We start from the raw sequence: 20,509 nt of genomic DNA on the forward strand, positions 1-20,509 counted from the left end.
GATGAGGCGCGATCGCTGCTTCAGGTAGGAACAGTCGTCGGTGTGATGCGGATATTGCCGATGAACCGGCCGGAACCAGTCGGGTGCGGGGTAAGCACGCGGTTCGGCGGGGCTTGGGTAAGCCCCGCGATTATAGGAAGGTGGCTAACGATTGAACAAGGGGCTGCCTAGCGGGCCGTGACCAGCGCCGGAGCGGAAGAGGTGTGCCAGATCAGCACCTTGCTCACCCGGTTCTCTTCGGTTTCGAGAATCTCCAGCCGGTAGCGGCCGATCTTCAGGCAGACCGCGCTTTCCGGGATGGTTTCCAGCGCTTCGGTCACCAGGCCGTTGAGGGTCCGGGGGCCGTCGCTGGGCAGGTGCCAGCCCAGGCATTTGTTCAGTTCGCGGATCGACGCGGCGCCGTCGATCACCATGCGGCCATCGGCTTGTGGGTGGATGTGCGGGTTGTCGAGGCTGTGCTCGCTTTCGAATTCGCCGACGATCTCTTCGAGAATGTCTTCCAGGGTGACAATCCCCAGCACTTCGCCGTACTCGTCCACCACCATGCCCAGCCGCCGCTGCTGCTTGTGGAAGTTCAGCAGCTGCAGTTGCAGCGGGGTGCTTTCGGGAACGAAGTAGGGCTCGTAACTGGCCGCCAGCAAGGCTTCGCGGGTCAGGTTGCCATTGTCCAGCAAATGGCGGACCTGCCGGGTGTTGAGCACCGCCTCGACCTGATTGATATCGCTGTGAAACAGCGGCAGACGAGTACGACGGTTGTGGCGCAGTTGCTCGGTGATTTCTTCGATCGGATCGTCGAGGTTGATGCCGTCGACATCGCTGCGCGGCACCAGAATGTCGTTGACCGTGATGTTATCCAGCGCATGGATGCCCGAAACCGGGTGCGGGCGCACTGGATGATCGGGGTCATCATGACGCTCCGCCGGCACATCGTCTTCGCTCTGTTGCACCACCTGGGCCTTGCGGATGAACGGGCGCATCAGCAAACCACTGACGCGGCTGAGCAGCCAGGCAAGCGGGTAAACGACCTTCAGCGGTACTGTCAGCAGCGTATTGCCGAACGACAGCACCGCATCCGGATAACGCTGGGCGAGGGCGCGGGGGAAATAGTCGGCAAAAACCAGCAGCAGGGCGCCGGCGCCAAGGCAAGCCGCCCAGGGGCCGTTTTCTTCACAGAGAAAGATTGCCAGCAGCGTGGCCAGAATAACGGCGAGGGCGCGGCACAGGGTATTGCAGAGGATCAGGCTGTCGAGCGGGAAGCTGAGCTTGGCCAGGGGCTTGTCGCTGGCGCGGGATGCGGTGCGTTGCGCGAGCAGGTGCTGTTGCGCCGCTTCGACGGCGGTAAACAGCCCTGACCAGAGAATCAGCAGGACAAATACCGCGAGCATCGGCCCTATGGGCAAACCGTCCATTTATGCCGCCCGTCAGATGTGCAGGATGTATTCACGGACCAGTTTGCTGCCGAAATACGCGAGCATCAGCAGGCAGAAACCGGCGAGGGTCCAGCGGATTGCCTTGTGTCCGCGCCAGCCGAGGCGGTTACGGCCCCACAGCAGGACGCTGAACACGATCCAGGCCAGGCAGGCCAGCAGGGTTTTATGCACCAGGTGCTGGGCAAACAGGTTCTCGACGAACAGCCAGCCGGAGATCAACGACAGCGACAGCAGCGTCCAGCCAGCCCAGAGGAAGCCGAACAGCAGGCTTTCCATGGTTTGCAGTGGCGGGAAGTTCTTGATCAGCCCGGACGGGTGCTTGTGCTTGAGCTGATGATCCTGCACCAGCAGCAACAAGGCCTGGAACACCGCGATGGTGAACATGCCGTAGGCGAGGATCGACAACAGGATGTGCGCGAGGATGCCCGGTTCTTCATCGATGATCTGCACCGTACCGGCCGGCGCGAACTGCGCCAGCAGCACCGTGATCGCACCCAGCGGGAACAGCAGCACCAGCAGGTTTTCCACCGGAATCCGCGAGCAGGCGAGCAGGGTCAGGGCAATGACCGCCGCAGCGATCAGGCTCGAAGCGCTGAAGAAATCCAGGCCCAGACCGATCGGCGTCAATAAATGCGTAAGCAGGCTGGCGCTGTGGGCCAGCACGGCGAGAACGCCGAGCGAGACCAGCAGGCGCTTGTTGGCCTTGGCGCCAGTGGCCAGGCGGGTGCCCTGATAGAGGGTCGCAGCGGCGTAGAGAAGGGCGGCGGCGAGGGTGGTCAGCAAACTCGGTGACAAGGGGAGCATAAATCCTGTTAGGCAAGCCCGAAAGGGGCTGAGTTTGGCATAGAACCGCCGTTGCACGAAAGACCGGCAAGCTGACAGCGAGGTGTCCGCCAGCCGCAGTCTTCGCTATAATCCGCGACCTGCCCACGCCGCAGGCTCGCCGAGCACATGTTGATTCCGGTCTGGGCCGCCATTATCCCGGTCTACACAGGGCCTGAAAGGATCGCGCAATGTTTGAAAACTTAACCGACCGTCTCTCGCAGACGCTGCGCCATGTCACCGGCAAGGCGAAGCTGACCGAGGACAATATCAAAGACACCCTGCGCGAAGTGCGCATGGCGTTGCTCGAGGCCGACGTCGCCCTGCCGGTGGTCAAGGACTTCGTCAATTCGGTCAAGGAGCGCGCTGTCGGCACCGAGGTGTCGCGCAGCCTGACGCCGGGCCAGGCGTTTGTGAAGATCGTCCAGGCCGAACTCGAAAGCCTGATGGGCGCGGCCAACGAAGACCTGAACCTGAGCGCCGTGCCGCCCGCCGTCATTCTGATGGCCGGTCTGCAGGGCGCGGGTAAAACCACCACCGCCGGCAAACTGGCGCGCTTCCTTAAAGAGCGCAAGAAAAAGTCGGTCATGGTCGTGTCGGCGGACATCTACCGTCCTGCTGCTATTAAACAGCTGGAAACCCTGGCCAACGACATCGGCGTGACGTTCTTCCCGTCCGACCTGAGCCAGAAACCGGTCGACATCGCCAGCGCAGCTATTAAAGAAGCAAAACTGAAATTCATCGACGTGGTCATCGTCGACACCGCCGGTCGTCTGCACATCGATGAAGAGATGATGGGCGAGATCAAGGCGCTGCATGCCGCGATCAATCCGGTTGAAACCCTGTTCGTGGTCGACGCCATGACCGGTCAGGACGCGGCCAACACGGCCAAGGCCTTCGGTGATGCGCTGCCGCTGACCGGTGTGATCCTGACCAAGGTCGACGGTGATGCCCGTGGCGGTGCCGCGCTGTCCGTTCGCGCGATCACCGGCAAGCCGATCAAGTTCATCGGTATGGGCGAGAAGAGCGAAGCGCTCGATCCGTTCCACCCTGAGCGTATCGCCTCGCGAATCCTCGGCATGGGCGACGTGCTCAGCCTGATCGAACAGGCTGAAGCGACCCTCGACAAGGACAAGGCCGACAAGCTTGCCAAGAAGCTGAAGAAGGGCAAGGGCTTCGACCTCGAAGACTTCCGTGATCAGCTGCAACAGATGAAGAACATGGGCGGCCTCGGCGGGCTCATGGACAAGCTGCCGAGCATCGGCGGTGTCAATCTCTCGCAAATGGGCAATGCCCAGAGCGCCGCAGAGAAGCAGTTCAAACAGATGGAAGCCATCATCAATTCCATGACCCCGGCCGAGCGCCGCGACCCTGAGCTGATCAGCGGTTCGCGCAAGCGTCGGATCGCCATGGGTTCCGGCACCCAGGTGCAGGACATCGGTCGCTTGATCAAGCAGCACAAGCAGATGCAGAAGATGATGAAGAAATTCTCCGCCAAGGGCGGAATGGCGAAAATGATGCGCGGCATGGGCGGAATGTTGCCCGGCGGCGGCATGCCAAAGATGTAAAAGAACTCGCCGGTCGTCGCACCGGCGCAGTCCCGCAAGGAAGCGGGATCCACAGCAAACCCGCACTCGGCGGGAGCTGACTGGCCGTTTTGAACGACGGCCCCATATGCAAATCTGCACGGCATGCCACGGGCGCCGGAAAAAGTCATTTGCAAAAGTCCGGATATTCCTTAGAATATGCGGCCTTTCGGGCACCCATGCCCGCTGTGCATTTAGATTTGCAGCACCGACTACAGGAACGATGTTCACATGCTAACAATCCGTCTTGCCCTTGGCGGCTCCAAAAAGCGCCCGTTTTACCACCTGACCGTAACCGACTCCCGCAACCCGCGTGACGGTTCCCACAAAGAACAGGTTGGCTTCTTCAACCCTGTTGCCCGTGGTCAGGAAATCCGTCTGTCCGTGAACCAAGAGCGCGTTGCCTACTGGCTGAGCGTTGGTGCACAGCCTTCTGAGCGTGTTGCTCAGTTGCTGAAGGAATCTGCCAAGGCTGCAGCCTGAGCAGTATGAGCGCGACGCCAGAAAAAGCTGATGACCTGATCGTTGTCGGCAAGATTTTTTCGGTTCACGGCGTTCGCGGCGAGGTGAAGGTCTTTTCCTTTACCGATCCGATTGAAAACCTGTTGGGCTATCGCAACTGGACGCTTCGGCGCGAAGGCGTGGTGAAACAGGTCGAGCTGGTCAGCGGCCGATCCACTCAAAAGGATCTGGTTGTGAAGCTCAAAGGCCTCGACGATCGCGATGAAGCCCGTCTTCTGAGCGGTTACGAGATTTGCATCCCGCGAAGCCTTTTGCCCGACCTGACCGCCGACGAGTACTACTGGTACCAGTTGGAAGGTCTGAGCGTCATCAACCAGGACGAACAATTGTTCGGCAAGGTTGATCACCTGTTGGAGACCGGCGCGAACGATGTATTGGTGGTCAAGCCCTGCGTTGGCAGCCTGGATGATCGCGAGCGGTTGTTGCCCTATACGGAGCAATGCGTGCTGGCAATCGACCTGGAAGCAGGCGTGATGAGGGTGGAATGGGACGCGGACTTCTAAGCAATGGCCAGCCTGCGCGTAGACGTCATTACGCTGTTCCCCGAGATGTTCTCGGCCATCAGTGAGTACGGCATTACCAGTCGTGCGGTCAAACAGGGGCTCTTGCAGCTGACCTGTTGGAATCCGCGGGATTACACGACGGATCGACATCACACTGTGGACGATCGCCCGTTTGGCGGTGGTCCGGGCATGGTGATGAAGATCAAGCCCCTGGAAGATGCTCTGGTTCAGGCCAAGGCAGCAGCCGGGGAGGCGGCGAAGGTGATTTACCTGTCCCCCCAAGGCCGTCAACTGACTCAGTCGGCGGTACGCGAACTGGCGAAATCGGATGCATTGATCCTGATTGCCGGTCGCTATGAAGGCATTGACGAGCGCTTTATTGAGGCTCATGTCGATGAAGAGTGGTCGATTGGTGACTATGTGTTGTCTGGCGGCGAGCTGCCGGCCATGGTCATGATCGATGCGGTTACACGACTGCTGCCCGGAGCTTTAGGGCATGCGGATTCCGCTGAGGAAGATTCCTTTACGGATGGTCTGCTGGATTGCCCGCACTACACCCGACCTGAGGTGTATGCGGATCAGCGTGTTCCCGACGTGTTGCTGAGTGGCAATCACGCGCATATCCGGCGTTGGCGTTTACAGCAGTCCCTTGGTAGGACCTATGAACGACGCGCCGATCTTCTGGAAAGCCGCTCGCTTTCTGGAGAAGAGAAGAAGCTGCTCGAGGAATACATCCGCGAGCGGGACGATAGTTAACAACGTATCGATGGTAGATCAGACGATTTACCTTAGGAGCACAGCATGACCAACAAAATCATCCTTGCACTCGAAGCAGAGCAGATGACCAAAGAAATCCCTACCTTTGCCCCAGGCGACACCATCGTCGTTCAGGTGAAAGTGAAGGAAGGCGATCGTTCCCGTCTGCAAGCGTTCGAAGGCGTTGTCATCGCCAAGCGTAACCGCGGCGTGAACAGTGCGTTCACCGTTCGTAAAATCTCCAACGGTGTTGGCGTAGAACGTACTTTCCAGACCTACTCCCCGCAAATCGACAGCATGGCTGTCAAGCGTCGCGGTGACGTACGTAAAGCCAAGCTGTACTACCTGCGCGACCTGTCGGGTAAAGCAGCTCGCATCAAGGAAAAACTGGCTTAAGTCCAGCTTCCGATGCAGAAAAAAGCAGCCTACGGGCTGCTTTTTTGTTGCCCGCAATTTATCCACCGCATTTCTGTTTCAGGCCTGACCCATGACCCCTCGCGAGCAAGAAATCGAACGCCGCACCGAACTCTCGGTGACCCGCGTGACCAAGGCGGTTTTCCCGCCGACCACCAACCACCACAACACCCTGTTCGGCGGCACTGCGTTGGCCTGGATGGACGAAGTGTCCTTCATCACCGCCACGCGCTTCTGCCGTTTGCCGCTGGTGACAGTGTCGACCGATCGCATCGATTTCAATCATGCGATCCCGGCAGGCTCCATCGTCGAACTGGTTGGGCGGGTGATCAAGGTCGGCAACACCAGCCTCAAGGTCGAGGTGGAAGTGTTCGTTGAAAGCATGAGCTGCGACGGTCGTGAGAAAGCCATTCACGGGCAGTTCAGCTTTGTTGCCATCGATGATGACAAGCGTCCGGTGCCGGTGCTGCCGGGTTTCGCGGCCTGATCCAGCACCGAGCCGCGGCATTCGCGGGCAAGCCCGCTCCCACGCGTTTTGTGTTGTCCGCTGATGATGTGTTCGACATGGACACTGTGGGAGCGGGCTTGCCCGCGATTCGGTCTGTCAGGCGCTGACGCTCTCCGGCTGAATCAGCGCCACCAGCGTCCACCCCGGTCCCGGCTTTAGCACGGTTTCCGGCGTCACGACATGTACCCAGCCGCTGTCATCGCGCATGAACAGCAGCGTCGCGCGATTGCCATGCAGCGCACGGTAATTGTCCCAGCCAAACCCGTCCGTCAGCGTCGTGCTGTAAAGATCGGCACCTTGCCCGAGTTGGCTGGCCAGTCTGGCGTAAGTCAGCGCCTCGCTCCCCAGTTGGTTGCCGCGATGTTCGAGGCTGGCACGGTGCTTGTCGCTGCGCCGGCTTTCCTGACCGCTGGCCAGCCCGAACAACCGCTGATGGCCAAAGTCATGACGAAAGCGCATGGCCGCCAGCGTATTGAGTTCGCCCGACGGTGACAGCGCCAGCAAATGCCCCAGTCCGACCAGGTCCAGATGCGCATCGGCGTGCTGCGAGGCCGGATTGCCGAAGTAGGTCGGCAAGCCATCCATGCGCGCCGCCCGGATGTTTTCCCAACTTGAATCTGTTAGCAGCACCCGGTTGCCCAGCTGTTGCAGCGACTTGCCGAGCAGGCGCGCAGGCCCGTTCGCCCCGACGATAAGGAAGCCACTGGGCGCAGGCTCCGCCACCTTCAACAAACGCGCCAGTGGCCGGGCGGTTGCACTTTGCAGCACGACGGTGCCGATGATCACCGCGAAGGTCAGTGGCACCAGCAACAGCGCGCCTTCATGGCCCGCTTCATCCAGGCGAATCGCAAAGATCGCCGAGACCGCCGCCGCGACAATCCCGCGCGGGGCAATCCAGCACAACAGCGCACGTTCACGCCAACTCAGGCTCGAACCGGCGGTGCTCAGCACCACGTTCAACGGTCGGGCGATCAGCTGAATCACCAGCAACAGGATCAACACCAGCGGCCCGAGACCGATCAACGCGTTCAGATCCAGTCGGGCCGCCAGCAGAATGAACAGCCCGGAAATCAGCAACACGCTGAGGTTTTCCTTGAAGTGCAGGATGTGCCGCACATCCACACCCTTCATGTTCGCCAGCCACATGCCCATCAGTGTCACCGCCAACAGCCCGGATTCGTGCATAGCCTGGTTGGCAGCGATGAATATCCCCAGCACCGCGGCGAGCGATGCCAGATTGTGCAAATACTCCGGTAGCCATTGGCGTCGGATGATCGTGCCGAGCAGCCAGCCACCGGCAACGCCGAACCCACTGCCGCAGACAATCACCCCGCCGAAGGTCAGCAGACTCTGTTCCAGGCCGTGGCCTTCGGCCCGGGCGATGATGAAGCTGTAGACCACCACCGCGAGCAGCGCGCCGATCGGGTCGATCACAATCCCTTCCCAGCGCAGGATGTTGGCGATCGAAGCCTTCGGCCGCACCACGCGCAGCATCGGCACGATCACGGTTGGCCCGGTAACCAGGGTCAGGCTGCCGAACAGGATCGCCAACAGCCAGTCGAAACCCAGCAGCCAGTGCGTCGCGACCGCAATCACTACCCAGGTCGAAAGGGCACCGATTGTGACCAGTCGATGCACGACGCTGCCGATCTCGCGCCATTCCGACAGGTGCAGGGTCAGGCTGCCTTCAAACAGAATCAGTGCCACCGCCAGCGACACCAATGGCATCAGCAACGGGCCGAACATTTCCTGTGGGTCGAGCCAGCCCAGCACGGGGCCCGCCAGAATGCCGGTCAGCAGCAGAAACAGAATCGCCGGCAGCTTCAGGCGCCAGGCGAGCCATTGGCAGCCCAGTGCGGCAGCGCCGATACCACCGAAAGCCAACAGAATTTGCTGCTCGTTCATTGAAGCTCCCTGTTCCTTGAAATAGCGGGCTATGAAAGACTAGCGGCCATTTCAACCGTTCACTCTTTATTTGCGCGCAGTGCCAAACCTGCGTGTCTTGAGCGCCCATGCCTGCCATCGACCACCCACTGATCGACCAGTTTCTCGACGCCCTCTGGCTGGAAAAAGGTCTCTCCGACAACACTCGCGACGCCTACCGCAGTGATCTCGCGCTGTTCAACGGCTGGTTGCAGGACAAAGGTCTCGAACTGGTCAATGCCGGTCGAGAACTGATCCTCGATCACCTGGCCTGGCGTCTGGAACAGAACTACAAACCTCGTTCCACCGCGCGATTTCTCTCCGGTGTGCGTGGTTTTTATCGCTATCTGCTGCGGGAAAAACTGATTTCGGTTGATCCGACTTTGCGCGTGGATATGCCACAACTCGGTCGGCCGCTGCCCAAATCCCTGTCGGAAGCCGACGTCGAAGCGCTGCTGAAGGCGCCGGACTTGAGCGAAGCCATCGGCCAGCGCGATCGCGCCATGCTCGAAGTCTTGTATGCCTGCGGCCTGCGTGTCACCGAGCTGATCAGCCTGACGCTGGAACAGGTCAACCTGCGTCAGGGCGTGTTGCGGGTGATGGGCAAGGGCAGCAAGGAGCGGCTGGTGCCGATGGGCGAGGAGGCGATTGTCTGGGTCGAGCGCTACCTGCGTGACGGTCGCGGCGAGCTGCTCGGCGGTCGCCCGAGCGATGTGCTGTTTCCCAGTCAGCGCGGCGAGCAGATGACTCGCCAGACCTTCTGGCATCGAATCAAGCATCAGGCCAAGGTCGCCGGGATCGGCAAGTCACTGTCGCCGCACACCTTGCGTCACGCGTTTGCCACCCACCTGCTCAACCATGGCGCCGACTTGCGGGTGGTGCAGATGCTGTTGGGCCACAGCGACCTGTCGACCACGCAGATCTACACTCACGTCGCCCGGGCACGTTTGCAGGATCTGCATGCCAAACATCACCCGCGCGGCTGAGCGCCGTTTGTCTTGCGACAGGCGCATTCGGCCACGGGAGCCTTATGTGGTAGGCTTTGCCGGTTTGCACGATGGGCGGTTATGACCCGGTGTTCCGGCACGGGCGTTCTGATCGTTCCATTTGTCCGCCTTCAGGAGTTCTCATGCGTCTGACCCAGATTTTCGCCGCCGCAGCCATTGCGTTGGTCAGCACCTTTGCCGTCGCCGATGACGCGGCCGACAAAGCGATTCGCCAAAGCCTGGAAAACCTCCAGCTCGACGTGCCGGTCGATACCATCACCGCCAGTCCGCTGCCAGGCCTGTACGAAGTCAAGCTCAAGGGCAGTCGCGTGCTCTACGCCAGCGCCGACGGCCAGTACATCGTTCAGGGCTACATGTTCCAGCTCAAGGACGGCAAACCGGTCAACCTGACCGAGAAGACCGAGCGCCTGGGCATTTCCAAACTGATCAATGCGATCCCGGTAGCCGAGACCGTGGTTTACCCGGCCGTGGGTGAAACCAAGTCGCACATCACCGTTTTTACCGACACCACTTGCCCGTACTGCCACAAGCTGCACGCTGAAGTGCCCGAGCTGAACAAGCGTGGCATCGAAGTGCGTTACGTCGCGTTCCCGCGTCAGGGCCTGAATTCGCCGGGTGACGAACAGCTGCAAGCGGTGTGGTGCTCGAAAGACAAGAAAGCGGCCATGGACAAAATGGTCGATGGCAAGGAAATCAAGGCCGCCAAGTGCGATAACCCGGTTTCCAAACAGTTCGCCCTCGGTCAGTCGATCGGCGTGAATGGCACACCGGCCATCGTTTTGGCTGACGGACAAGTCATTCCGGGCTACCAGCCTGCGCCACAAGTCGCCAAACTGGCGCTGGGCGCGAAGTAATTCGCATCGTCACGCTCAGGCGTTGACGAGCGTGGTCCGGCGGCAGGATTGCCGGGCCATCAACAGAGAGCCGCGAACCTGCGGTTGTTTTCACGGCCGGCCTCGCGTCGGCCGTTTTATGGGGAGTTCACAGTGAAACCGGTCAAAGTAGGCATCTGTGGGTTAGGGACCGTCGGTGGCGGAACCTTCAACGTACTTCAGCGCAACGCCGAGGAAATTGCTCGTCGTGCCGGGCGTGGAATCGAAGTGGCACAAATTGCCATGCGCACGCCAAAGCCTCAGTTCCAGACGACCGGTATTGCGATTACCAACGATGTCTTCGAAGTGGCCACGAACCCTGAGATCGACATCGTCATAGAGCTGATGGGCGGCTACACCGTTGCCCGCGAGCTGGTACTCAAGGCCATCGAGAATGGCAAGCATGTGGTCACCGCGAACAAGGCTCTGATTGCCGTTCACGGTAATGAAATTTTCGCCAAGGCACGCGAGAAAGGCGTGATCGTGGCGTTCGAAGCGGCGGTAGCCGGCGGCATTCCGGTGATCAAGGCGATCCGTGAAGGCCTGTCCGCCAACCGTATCAACTGGGTCGCCGGGATCATCAACGGCACCGGCAACTTCATCCTCACCGAAATGCGCGAGAAGGGTCGCACCTTCGAAGACGTGCTGGCCGAGGCGCAAGCGCTGGGTTACGCCGAAGCTGATCCGACTTTCGACGTCGAAGGCATCGACGCGGCGCACAAGCTGACGATCCTGGCGTCGATCGCATTCGGTGTTCCGCTGCAGTTCGACAAGGCTTACACCGAAGGCATCACCAAGCTGACCACCGCCGACGTGAATTACGCCGAAGCGCTGGGCTACCGCATCAAGCATCTGGGCGTGGCACGCAGCACCGCCGCCGGTATCGAGCTGCGCGTACACCCGACGCTGATCCCGGCCGATCGCCTGATCGCCAACGTCAACGGTGTGATGAACGCGGTGATGGTCAACGGTGACGCTGCCGGTTCGACCCTGTTCTACGGCGCCGGCGCCGGCATGGAGCCGACCGCTTCGTCGGTGATCGCGGATCTGGTGGACGTGGTTCGCGCCATGACGTCCGATCCGGAAAACCGCGTGCCGCACCTGGCCTTCCAGCCGGACTCGCTGTCGGCCCATCCGATCCTGCCGATCGAAGCCTGCGAAAGCGCCTACTACCTGCGCATTCAGGCCAAGGACCATCCGGGCGTACTCGCTCAGGTGGCGAGCATCCTCTCGGAGCGCGGCATCAACATCGAGTCGATCATGCAGAAGGAAGTCGAGGAACACGACGGCCTGGTGCCGATGATCCTGCTGACCCACCGCGTGCTGGAACAGCACATCAACGACGCTATCGCCGCCCTCGAAGCGCTCGCGGGCGTGGTCGGTCCGGTTGTGCGGATTCGTGTCGAGCACTTGAACTAAGCCGATCTCCTTCACCGGTCCCGCCAGCGGGGCCGGTGTCGTGAACACTGTCCATTGGAGTCAGTCATGCGTTACATCAGTACCCGCGGCCAGGCACCGGCCCTGAATTTCGAAGACGTCCTGCTGGCCGGTCTCGCCACCGACGGCGGTCTGTACGTCCCGGAAAACCTGCCACGTTTCACCCAGGAAGAAATCGCTTCCTGGGCCGGCCTGCCGTATCACGAGCTGGCCTTCCGCGTCATGCGCCCGTTCGTCACCGGCAGCATTCCGGACGCCGATTTCAAAAAGATTCTTGAAGAAACCTACGGTGTGTTCGCCCACAACGCCGTTGCGCCGCTGCGTCAGTTGAACGGCAACGAATGGGTGCTGGAGCTGTTCCACGGCCCGACCCTGGCGTTCAAGGACTTCGCCCTGCAACTGCTCGGTCGCTTGCTCGACTACGTGCTGGAAAAACGCGGCGAGCGCGTGGTCATCGTCGGCGCCACCTCCGGTGACACCGGTTCGGCCGCCATCGAAGGCTGCAAGCACTGCGAAAACGTCGACATCTTCATTCTGCACCCGCACAACCGCGTGTCCGAAGTGCAGCGTCGGCAGATGACCACCATCCTCGGTGAGAACATCCACAACATCGCCATCGAAGGCAACTTCGATGACTGCCAGGAAATGGTCAAGGCCAGCTTCGCCGACCAGAGCTTCCTCAAGGGCACCCGCCTGGTTGCAGTGAACTCGATCAACTGGGCGCGGATCATGGCCCAGATCGTTTACTACTTCCACGCGGCCCTGCAATTGGGCGGCCCGGCGCGTTCGGTGTCGTTCTCGGTGCCGACCGGCAACTTTGGCGACATCTTCGCCGGCTATCTGGCGCGCAACATGGGCCTGCCGATCAACCAGCTGATCGTCGCCACCAACCGCAACGACATCCTGCACCGCTTCATGAGTGGCAACCAGTACGTCAAGGAAACCCTGCACGCCACGCTGTCGCCGTCGATGGACATCATGGTCTCGTCGAACTTCGAACGCCTGCTGTTCGACCTGCACGGTCGCAACGGCGCGGCGATTGCCGGGCTGATGGATTCGTTCAAGCAGGGCGGCGGTTTCAGCGTCGAACAGGAACGCTGGACCGAAGCACGCAAACTGTTCGACTCGCTGGCCGTGGACGATGCGCAAACCTGCGAAACCATCGCCGAAGTCTACGAGCAGACCGGTGAAGTGCTGGATCCGCACACCGCCATTGGCGTGAAAGCCGCGCGCGAATGCCGTCGCAGCCTGGACATCCCGATGGTGATTCTGGGCACGGCGCATCCGGTCAAGTTCCCGGACGCGGTGGAGAAAGCCGGTGTAGGAAAAGCTCTCGAACTACCTGCACATCTTTCTGATTTGTTTGAGAGAGAAGAGCGCTGCACCGTCCTGCCGAATGAGCTGAAAGCCGTGCAAGCCTTTGTCAGTCAGCATGGCAACCGAGGCAAGCCCCTCTAAGCCCGCAAAGCTGTCACATTTTGAAGCCCGTCTCCTGACGGGCTTTCTTGTTTATGCATGCCACACTGCCCGGGTTTCACCCACGAAGGACGGGTGAGTCGATGACGAAGGATGTGGCAATGCGGTTTTTTTCAGGATTGAAACCGGCGCTGTGCTGGTTGTGTGTGTGGGCGATGTTCGGGGTGTCGCAGTGGACCGAAGCGGCCCATCTGGCGAGGCATTCCGATGGGGTGACAACCGTTCAGCCTATCGAGCTGGATGAGCATGAGCGACAGTGGATTCGAGATAACCCCAGAGTGACGGTCGCCTCGGTGCAGTACCCGTTGTATCTGTTTCAGGATGAACATGGTCATTGGAGCGGCTTGAACAACGATGTGCTCACGCATATCAGCGCCATGACCGGATTGCAGTTCGTCCATCAGGAGTCGTTTTCCACCGATCACATGCTGGAACGGCTTCAGAGTGGCGTGGCCGATATCAGCACGACCCTGGCGATGAACGACGAGCGCAAGGCATTCCTGGACTTCAGTCACGCGTTCGGCGGAGCCGGCTGGGTATTCGTCGGTCATTCGGGCGAACCGGCGATACAGTCGTTCGAAGCGCTGGCAAAGCGGGTATTGGTCCTGCCGGCCCGGCATGCGCTGGAGGACAGCATTCGACGTGACTACCCGTCGATCCAGATCCGCTCGGTGAAAACGTATGCCGAGGCGCGAGCGCTGGTCGAGAGTGGCGAGGCCTACGCCACCATCGAGAACGAGATCGGGGCTCAGCTGTTTCCCTCGGGCCTGCTCAAGGTCGGTGGTCTGGTGGAGGGCAAGTGGGAGGCGGATCATCTGGCGGTACGCAAAGGGCTGCCTGAGCTTGTGAGCATCCTCAACAAGGCATTGGGCGCTTTCTCGGCGGCCGAACTGCGTGCCATGCGCCTGAAATGGCTGGATGGCATTGCTCCCGCTCCGGTTCCCTCGATCGGCTCGCTCCTGATCAAGTGGGGGTGTTGGGCGATGGGTGCGCTTGGGGTGTTCGGGCTATTGCCCTTGCTGTGGAACCGCCGTTTGGCGGCCGAGGTAAAGCAGCGACGGGCGGCTGAAAAGGATCTAAGTGATCAACTGGCTTTCCAACATGCATTGATCGATGCGATGCCCGATCCCGTATTCGTTCGCGATCTGCAGGGGCGGTTGATCATGTGCAATCGCAGTTATGAAGATGCGCTGTCGGTTCGGCTGGAACAGGTACAGGGCCGGATGCTGTTCGAGATCGATGCACTTCCGCAGGCCACGGCACTGATGCTGCACGAAGAATTCATGGCGCAGTTGGGCACTCGTAAAACACGTTTCAGCAAACGGCAGCTGGTGTTCAAGAGCGGCCCCCGTCAGATCTACCAATGGACGGTGCCGTTTTACAGTGCGGATGGAAAACTGCGTGGCCTGCTGGGTGGCTGGACGGACATCACCGAGCGGAGGAAGGAGAGCGGGTGTCAATGTCTGCATTAAAGATGGGAAAAGTCCTATAAACCGCGATTCCTTTTCTGATGGGAGGCTTAGGACGACTGCCCTAGAGTGACAGGCCACTGCGGCGTGAATCCGCGATTGCCGCTCCAGAGGTCGTCCCATGCGCTCGCTCAAGATCCTGATTCTAGAACCCAATCCGTTCCAGCTGATGGCGTTGCACCAGATGCTCAACGCCATCGGTATCTATGATGTGCTGACCGCGCCGTCGCTGGGTTCGGCAAAGCGGTCACTGGAACGTCGCGGGGCGGTCGACATCACCCTGTGCAATCCACAATTGCAGAACGGGGACGGGTTGGCGCTGATCCGGCATCTGGCCGAGCGGCAGGACGCGCGGGCGATGATTCTGCTGGGGGCCGTGACACCCAGCCTGCTGCAAGAGCTGGAAACCTTGCTCGGCGAACACGGGATCACCTTGCTGGGCCGCCTGCACACGCCGGTGTCGGCGGTGTTGATGAGGAGTCTGCTGGACACCTACATGACAAGCCACCGGAATTGCGTGGACGCTTGAACCCCCATGGTTATTTTCCTGTCATCTTCACCCTGCATGCTCCGATAGGCCGGTGACGCTCCGGGAGAGGCCGGCGACAAGCAGAACTTTCCTCTCGGGCCGGTGGTCATTTACTGTGAACACGCCCCAGGCACTGTGTTTTCGGACTATTGAGTGGAGATCGAGATGGAAAGTATCAGTCTATTGCTCGGTGAGGCTCTGAGCCCGTATCAAGTGACGTTGACCCCTCGGGGTCGCCATGGCGAATGCCTGGTGACCTTGAAGAACGGCAGCGGCGCGATCGTGGTGGAGCGCGAATTCAATCAGGCGCAATTGAGCGACAAGCGTCAACTGACAGATGTGGTCGACGGTCTGCACCGTGACATCCTGATTGCCGAAGGCCGGCTGGAACCCTGTGTGATCGCCGCGTTGCGAAACGCAGCCCTCGACAAGCACCCGGCCCTCTGAAACTGATTTTTCATTTGTGGGAACCTTCCTGCATCCAGGTCGGTCAGACCCGGTAACAGCAGGAGCAAGCATTGTGCTCCGGTGCTTGTCGCTTGCTGCTACGGGTCTTTGATACAGGCCACGTTTAACCCCGAGTCGTCTCCCCACTTCTCGGGGTTTCTTTTTGCCCGGATTTCACTGCGCGGCTTGTCGCTGGAAGAAAATCCGCGCCTGTTCCAGATAATCCTGACGCCTTTCGGGGTCGAGCCAATCGGCGTAGAGCTGGTTGAGATGATCGTGGGGCAGGGTGCGCAACAGCTGATTGATCTCGGTGATCGCCTGGCGACCCGCCGTGGTGTCGGTGCAGCCGACATGGCCCGACAGGTACTTGCCCGTGCCGCGAATCGGGAAGAACAGCAGTTCGTCCTCGGTGATCTCGGCCTGGCGCGCCTGATAACGGATTTCCGGCCAGTAACCCAGCACCACCTGCAAACGTCCCAGGCGCTGCATCGACAGCAGGCTGCTGAGCGCATCGTTGCCGTAATGGGGCGTCAGCGCGCCGCTCGGTGCCTGATGCAGCAATGTATCGATGTACTCGCCATAACTGCGCTCGGCTACCACGCCGACTTTTCGCTCGCCGTTGGCCAGAAATGCCGACAGGTCGACTTCATCGTCGACCAGAAACGGCTTCAGCACTTCGCGATCTCTCTGACGCACCACCAGGCCATTGCTGACAGCGCGAAACGCAGGGATGGAGAAGGCGATCCATTGCGCCCGCTCCCTGTTCCAGATCAGCGAAGGATCGCAGGCGAAGGGATGTTCATGCAGCATTTGAGTGCCACGGGCGCGATTGACCCGCAGCAAGGTGTGTTCGTATTGCGGCATGCCGGCAATGAGCATTGGCATCAATTGATCGATAACGCCCTGGCCCTTTTTCGGACCCTCGAAGATCGTCAGTGGCGGCAGGTCGCGCAACAGCCAGATCAGCGTCGGTTTGGCCTGCGCCCACGCTGGCAGTACCATCAGGAACAGCAGGCCGAACAACCGCCAGGTCCACCAATGGTGGGCGCGGTTCGAGGCCGAGGGCATCAGGGGCTTCAGCTCAGATGGCTCCGTCTTCGCGCAGCCGGGCGATCTGCTTCTCGTCGTAGCCAAGATCGTGGAGTACCTGCGCATTGTGCTCACCGAGCTGCGGTCCGACCCATTCGGACGTGCCGGGTGTCTCAGAGAGTTTCGGCACGATGCCCGGCATCTTGAAAGGTTTGCCGTCCGGCAATTTGGCGTGGAGGAACATTTCCCGGGCCAGGTATTGCGGATCGTTGAACATGTCTTCGGCACTGAAGATCCGGCTGGCCGGTACTTCGGCCTGATTCAGCAGATCCAGCACGGTTTGCAGCGGCAGCGAATTGACCCAGCGATCGATCACCCCATACAACTCGTCACGACGGCTGTCGCGCCCGTCGTTGCTGGCCAGCGCCGGGTCGTTTGCCAGATCTTCACGGCCGATGATCAGCATGAAGCGCTTGAAGATTGCATCGCCGTTGGCGCCGATCTGCACGTGTTTGCCGTCGGCGCTGGTGTGGATCGAGGACGGGGTGATGCCCGGCATGATGTTGCCGGTACGCTCGCGAATGAAGCCGAACACATCGAACTCCGGCACCATGCTTTCCATCATGGCGAAGATCGCTTCGTACAGCGCCACATCGACCACCTGGCCGAGACCGCCGTTGACCTCGCGATGACGCAAGGCCATCAACGCGCCGATCACTCCCCACAAAGCCGCAATCGAATCGCCGATGGAAATTCCGGTGCGCACCGGCGGGCGGTCTTCGAAACCGGTGATGTAGCGCAGGCCGCCCATGGATTCGCCGACCGCACCGAAACCTGGCTGATCCTTCATTGGCCCGGTCTGGCCGAAACCGGACAGGCGCACCATCACCAGTTTCGGGTTCAGCGCGTGCAGAGTTTCCCAGCCCAGGCCGAGTTTTTCCAGCACGCCGGGGCGGAAGTTCTCGATCAGGATGTCGGCTTCACCCAGCAGTTTTTTCAGGATCGCCAGGCCATCGGGGTGTTTGAGGTTCAGCGTCAGGGACTTTTTGTTGCGCGCCTGGACGAACCACCACAACGAAGTCCCTTCATACAGCTTGCGCCATTTGCGCAACGGATCCCCGCCGTCCGGCGACTCGATCTTGATCACTTCGGCGCCGAATTCGCCGCAGATGCGCGAGGCAAACGGCCCGGCAATCAAAGTACCCAATTCAATGACTTTCAGACCGCTGAGCGGTTTGTTGGCGAACGGCATGCGAGATCCTGTAGGACAAGGCTGAGCAGATACAGCGTTTTAACATAGCCGGCTGTCAGTCGCGCAAGGTTGATCGCCATCAATTCGTGGATTGCCTACAGCATCGGTTAGACTTGCCGACTTTCCTCGTATCAAGAAGCCCGTTCATGGCCCAGCCGTCCACTACCTACAAATTCGAACTGAACCTCACCGACCTCGACCGCAGCGTCTACGAGAACGTGAAGCAGACCATCGCCCGCCATCCTTCGGAAACCGAAGAACGCATGACCGTGCGGCTGTTGGCCTACGCGCTCTGGTACAACGAGCAACTGTCGTTCGGGCGTGGTCTGTCGGACGTGGATGAACCTGCGTTGTGGGAAAAGAGCCTGGACGACCGCGTCCTGCACTGGATCGAAGTCGGCCAGCCGGACGCCGATCGCCTGACCTGGTGCTCGCGCCGCACCGAACGCACCAGCCTGCTGGCCTACGGCAGCCTGCGCGTCTGGGAAGGCAAGGTGATTCCGGCGATCAAAAACCTGAAGAACGTCAACATTGCCGCTGTTCCGCAGGAAGTGCTGGAAACCCTGGCCAAGGACATGCCCCGCGTCATCAAGTGGGACGTGATGATCAGCGAAGGCACGATCTTCGTCACCGACGACCGTGGCCAGCACGAAGTCCAGCTCACCTGGCTGCAAGGCGAGCGCGGTTAAGTCCGCGCTACTCCCGAAAAATCCCACGTATTCAAGAGAAGCTTCTGTCACCCCATGCGTATCGATCCTCGCCCGTTGCCCGCCACTCTGCCGTTTCTCGGTGAACTGCCACCCCTGCTGACCCGCCTGTACGCGGCGCGGGGCGTGCAGTCCGAAGCGGAGCTGGACAAGAGCCTGGCGCGGCTGATTCCGTTCCAGCAGCTCAAAGGGATCGATGCGGCGGTTGATCTGCTGGTGACGGCGCTGGAGCAGCGTCAGCGGATCCTGATCGTCGGTGACTTCGACGCTGACGGCGCGACGGCCAGCACCGTGGGCGTGCTCGGCTTGCGCCTGCTGGGCGCGGCACACGTCGATTATCTGGTGCCCAACCGCTTCGAATACGGCTACGGCCTGACTCCGGAAATCGTCGAAGTTGCAATGACCCGCGAGCCGCAGTTGCTGATCACCGTCGACAACGGTATTTCCAGCGTTGAAGGTGTCGCGGCCGCGAAGCGCCATGGCCTGAAGGTTTTGATTACTGACCACCACTTGCCCGGCGATGAGCTGCCGCAAGCAGATGCGCTGGTCAATCCGAACCAGCCCGGCTGCGAGTTTCCGAGTAAGGCGCTGGCCGGGGTCGGGGTGATTTTCTATGTGTTGATGGCCTTGCGCGCACGCTTGCGCGGCCTTGGCTGGTACGAGAACAAGCCGCAACCGAACATCGGCGAGCTGCTGGATCTGGTAGCACTGGGCAGCGTTGCCGACGTGGTGCCGCTGGATGCCAACAACCGGATTCTGGTGCACCAGGGGCTGGAACGGATTCGCGCCGGACGTGCGCGGCCGGGGATCAAGGCGATCCTGGAAGTGGCCAAGCGAGAGGGTTCGCGCATTACCTCTACCGATCTCGGTTTCATCGTCGGCCCGCGCCTGAACGCGGCGGGGCGTCTGGATGACATGAGCCTGGGCATCGAATGCCTGCTGACCCACGACCCTGCGCTGGCCCGGGAAATGGCCGCACAACTGGACGGCATGAATCAGGATCGCAAATCCATCGAGCAAGGCATGCAGCGTGAAGCGCTGGCCCAGCTCAAGGACTTGCCGGTCGAGTCGATGCCGTTCGGATTGTGCCTGTTTGATCCGGAATGGCATCAGGGTGTCATCGGTATTCTGGCTTCGCGGATGAAGGAGCGTTACTTCCGCCCGACCATCGCCTTCGCCGATGCCGGTGACGGTCTGCTCAAGGGCTCTGGGCGTTCGGTTCAGGGCTTTCATATTCGTGATGCGCTGAGCGTGGTCGCGGCGCAGCATCCGGATCTGATCGCCAAGTACGGCGGTCACGCGATGGCGGCAGGCCTGACTTTGCCGCAGGAGAATTTTCCGTTGTTCGCCGAGGCATTTGACGCCGAGGTGCGTAGACAGCTTCGCGAAGAAGACCTGACCGGGCGCCTGCTGTCGGACGGCACGCTGGCGGTCGAGGAGTTTCATCTGGAACTGGCTCGGGCCCTGCGTCACGCCGGGCCGTGGGGCCAGCATTTCCCGGAGCCGCTGTTTCATGGCGTGTTCCAGTTGGTCGAGCAGCGAGTGGTCGGCGAGCGGCACCTTAAAGTGGTGCTGAAAACCGAATGCGGCTCGGTGAAGCTGGATGGCATCGCCTTCGGCATCGATCGTGATATCTGGCCGAACCCGACGATCAAATGGGTCGAACTGGCGTACAAGCTCGATCTCAACGAGTTCCGCGGCAATGAGACCGTGCAACTGATGATTGCCCACATCGAACCGCGTTGACGCCTTCGCGAGCAAGCTCGCGCAGGCGGACTTACATACACAGAATTACTCTGAACCCTCCCTCATCCCCGGAT

At 60.5% G+C, this 20,509-nt stretch carries 20 protein-coding genes; 15 read left to right on the forward strand and 5 right to left on the reverse strand.

Features of this window, described 5'->3' with window-relative positions; genetic code table 11:
- Nucleotides 1–167: 167 nt before the first annotated feature.
- Entirely contained in the window at nt 168–1,409 is a 1,242-nt protein-coding gene (locus CAF76_RS15750; protein WP_085647761.1) for a transporter associated domain-containing protein, read from the reverse strand.
- Nucleotides 1,410–1,421: 12 nt separating this feature from the next.
- The gene (locus CAF76_RS15755; RefSeq protein ID WP_039769548.1) at nt 1,422–2,234 is read right to left on the reverse strand and encodes an inner membrane protein YpjD; all 813 of its coding nucleotides are present in this window, start codon (nt 2,232–2,234) and stop codon (nt 1,422–1,424) included.
- Between the two features lie 209 nt (nt 2,235–2,443).
- On the opposite strand from CAF76_RS15755, the gene ffh reads away from it, so the two are divergent.
- The 6 genes from ffh to CAF76_RS15785 all read left to right on the forward strand — a co-directional run bounded on the left by ffh (nt 2,444) and on the right by CAF76_RS15785 (nt 6,520).
- Complete coding sequence (gene ffh, locus CAF76_RS15760; RefSeq protein WP_039769551.1) at nt 2,444–3,820, forward strand: signal recognition particle protein; 1,377 nt, start codon at nt 2,444–2,446, stop codon at nt 3,818–3,820.
- A gap of 249 nt (nt 3,821–4,069) precedes the next feature.
- On the forward strand, nt 4,070–4,321 hold the full coding sequence (rpsP, locus tag CAF76_RS15765) for a 30S ribosomal protein S16 (RefSeq protein ID WP_003185073.1): 252 nt from the start codon (nt 4,070–4,072) through the stop codon (nt 4,319–4,321).
- 5 nt (nt 4,322–4,326) lie between these two features.
- Nucleotides 4,327–4,863 carry a ribosome maturation factor RimM gene (gene rimM / locus CAF76_RS15770; RefSeq protein ID WP_011332613.1) on the forward strand — a complete coding sequence of 179 codons (537 nt, stop codon included), beginning with the start codon at nt 4,327–4,329 and terminating at the stop codon, nt 4,861–4,863.
- Between the two features lie 3 nt (nt 4,864–4,866).
- Nucleotides 4,867–5,619, forward strand: coding sequence for a tRNA (guanosine(37)-N1)-methyltransferase TrmD (gene trmD, locus CAF76_RS15775; RefSeq protein WP_003221981.1), 753 nt, complete (start codon nt 4,867–4,869; stop codon nt 5,617–5,619).
- A 45-nt stretch (nt 5,620–5,664) separates the two neighbouring features.
- The gene (gene rplS, locus CAF76_RS15780) at nt 5,665–6,015 is read left to right on the forward strand and encodes a 50S ribosomal protein L19 (protein ID WP_003175895.1); all 351 of its coding nucleotides are present in this window, start codon (nt 5,665–5,667) and stop codon (nt 6,013–6,015) included.
- A gap of 91 nt (nt 6,016–6,106) precedes the next feature.
- A complete protein-coding gene (locus tag CAF76_RS15785) occupies nt 6,107–6,520 on the forward strand; it encodes an acyl-CoA thioesterase (protein ID WP_011332614.1) in 414 nt (137 codons plus the stop codon).
- Between the two features lie 117 nt (nt 6,521–6,637).
- On the opposite strand, the gene CAF76_RS15790 is transcribed toward CAF76_RS15785, so the two are convergent.
- The gene (locus CAF76_RS15790; protein WP_085647762.1) at nt 6,638–8,446 is read right to left on the reverse strand and encodes a sodium:proton antiporter; all 1,809 of its coding nucleotides are present in this window, start codon (nt 8,444–8,446) and stop codon (nt 6,638–6,640) included.
- Between the two features lie 107 nt (nt 8,447–8,553).
- Here CAF76_RS15790 and xerD point away from each other — a divergent pair, with 107 nt between their 5' ends.
- From xerD to CAF76_RS15825, 7 genes are all read left to right on the forward strand, one after another.
- Complete coding sequence (gene xerD / locus CAF76_RS15795; protein WP_039769558.1) at nt 8,554–9,450, forward strand: site-specific tyrosine recombinase XerD; 897 nt, start codon at nt 8,554–8,556, stop codon at nt 9,448–9,450.
- 143 nt (nt 9,451–9,593) lie between these two features.
- A complete protein-coding gene (dsbC, locus tag CAF76_RS15800; RefSeq protein ID WP_039769559.1) occupies nt 9,594–10,325 on the forward strand; it encodes a bifunctional protein-disulfide isomerase/oxidoreductase DsbC in 732 nt (243 codons plus the stop codon).
- A 132-nt stretch (nt 10,326–10,457) separates the two neighbouring features.
- A complete protein-coding gene (locus CAF76_RS15805) occupies nt 10,458–11,762 on the forward strand; it encodes a homoserine dehydrogenase (RefSeq protein WP_011332618.1) in 1,305 nt (434 codons plus the stop codon).
- 66 nt (nt 11,763–11,828) lie between these two features.
- Nucleotides 11,829–13,238: a threonine synthase gene (gene thrC, locus CAF76_RS15810; RefSeq protein WP_064382412.1), complete on the forward strand. Its 1,410-nt coding sequence runs from the start codon at nt 11,829–11,831 to the stop codon at nt 13,236–13,238.
- Nucleotides 13,239–13,357: 119 nt separating this feature from the next.
- Complete coding sequence (locus CAF76_RS15815) at nt 13,358–14,728, forward strand: transporter substrate-binding domain-containing protein (RefSeq protein WP_064593633.1); 1,371 nt, start codon at nt 13,358–13,360, stop codon at nt 14,726–14,728.
- A 118-nt stretch (nt 14,729–14,846) separates the two neighbouring features.
- A complete protein-coding gene (locus CAF76_RS15820; RefSeq protein ID WP_085647763.1) occupies nt 14,847–15,254 on the forward strand; it encodes a response regulator in 408 nt (135 codons plus the stop codon).
- Nucleotides 15,255–15,419: 165 nt separating this feature from the next.
- Complete coding sequence (locus CAF76_RS15825; protein WP_064382409.1) at nt 15,420–15,701, forward strand: DUF3509 domain-containing protein; 282 nt, start codon at nt 15,420–15,422, stop codon at nt 15,699–15,701.
- Nucleotides 15,702–15,875: 174 nt separating this feature from the next.
- Here the strand turns inward: CAF76_RS15825 and CAF76_RS15830 are convergent, their stop codons facing one another.
- Entirely contained in the window at nt 15,876–16,769 is an 894-nt protein-coding gene (locus tag CAF76_RS15830) for a TIGR02285 family protein (protein ID WP_178076181.1), read from the reverse strand.
- 13 nt (nt 16,770–16,782) lie between these two features.
- Nucleotides 16,783–17,982, reverse strand: a complete 1,200-nt coding sequence (locus tag CAF76_RS15835; protein ID WP_085611440.1) for a CaiB/BaiF CoA-transferase family protein — start codon at nt 17,980–17,982, stop codon at nt 16,783–16,785.
- 146 nt (nt 17,983–18,128) lie between these two features.
- Between CAF76_RS15835 and CAF76_RS15840 the strand changes: the two genes are divergently transcribed.
- Nucleotides 18,129–18,671 (forward strand): YaeQ family protein, encoded by a 543-nt coding sequence (locus CAF76_RS15840; RefSeq protein ID WP_011332624.1) that lies wholly within the window; start codon nt 18,129–18,131, stop codon nt 18,669–18,671.
- A gap of 54 nt (nt 18,672–18,725) precedes the next feature.
- Nucleotides 18,726–20,435: a single-stranded-DNA-specific exonuclease RecJ gene (recJ, locus tag CAF76_RS15845; protein ID WP_085647764.1), complete on the forward strand. Its 1,710-nt coding sequence runs from the start codon at nt 18,726–18,728 to the stop codon at nt 20,433–20,435.
- The last annotated feature ends 74 nt before the right edge of the window (nt 20,436–20,509 follow it).

The sequence above is a fragment of the Pseudomonas sp. B40(2017) genome (assembly GCF_002112855.1).
Classification (GTDB): domain Bacteria; phylum Pseudomonadota; class Gammaproteobacteria; order Pseudomonadales; family Pseudomonadaceae; genus Aquipseudomonas; species Aquipseudomonas pharyngis.